The following is a 638-nucleotide window of genomic DNA, read 5'->3' on the forward strand; positions in this document are numbered from 1 at the left end:
CAACGGACCCAACGCCTGACGGTGTGGGAATATATTTGCAAAGGAGAAAAGACTATGAACAAGAAGCTGCACAAGTACGTCAACGAGATCATCGACCTGGGGACTGCCGCCAACATGGGCTGGAAAGAGGGGGTCAATATGTTCCTGGCCAACGTGAAAAACGCCGGCCAGGAGGGCGCCCCCCACTATGGCGGCGCGGAGCACCTGGACTGGAAGGCGGTGGCCGCGGAGATCGGCCCCTTTGACGACGGGGAGGAGGCCGACATCATCAACACCTTCAACGCCGACTACACCGCCCACATGGCGGAGATCATCGACCTGCGCTCCGCCGGCGACCTGGACGGCGTGAGAGCGGTGATGTGCGGTGAGTAACAGTCCGCTGGCGGTCTATACCTGCCTGTCTCCCAACCGTACCCACCCCAGGAATCACGCCATTGACACCATCACCATCCACTGCTATGTGGGTCAGGTGACGGCACAGTCCGCCGGGGCGTGGTTTGCCAAAGAGAGCGCCCAGGCCTCCTGCAACTACGTGGTGGACAAGGACGGCAAAATCGGCCTGATCGTGGACGAGGGGGACCGGAGCTGGTGCTCCTCCAGCTCCTCCAACGACCACCGGGCGGTGACCATCGAGGTGG

General features: G+C 61.9%; 2 protein-coding genes. Both read left to right on the plus strand.

Features of this window, described 5'->3' with window-relative positions; translation table 11 throughout:
- The first annotated feature begins 54 nt into the window (after nucleotides 1–54).
- Nucleotides 55–372 (plus strand): hypothetical protein, encoded by a 318-nt coding sequence (locus tag B5F88_RS19960; protein ID WP_087937091.1) that lies wholly within the window; start codon nucleotides 55–57, stop codon nucleotides 370–372.
- Nucleotides 365–638: N-acetylmuramoyl-L-alanine amidase (locus B5F88_RS19965; protein ID WP_140402246.1), on the plus strand; the 274-nt coding region annotated here is incomplete at its 3' end. The genes B5F88_RS19960 and B5F88_RS19965, both read left to right, overlap by 8 nt.

Source organism: Flavonifractor sp. An306, from assembly GCF_002159455.1.
Classification (GTDB): Bacteria; Bacillota; Clostridia; order Oscillospirales; family Oscillospiraceae; genus Flavonifractor.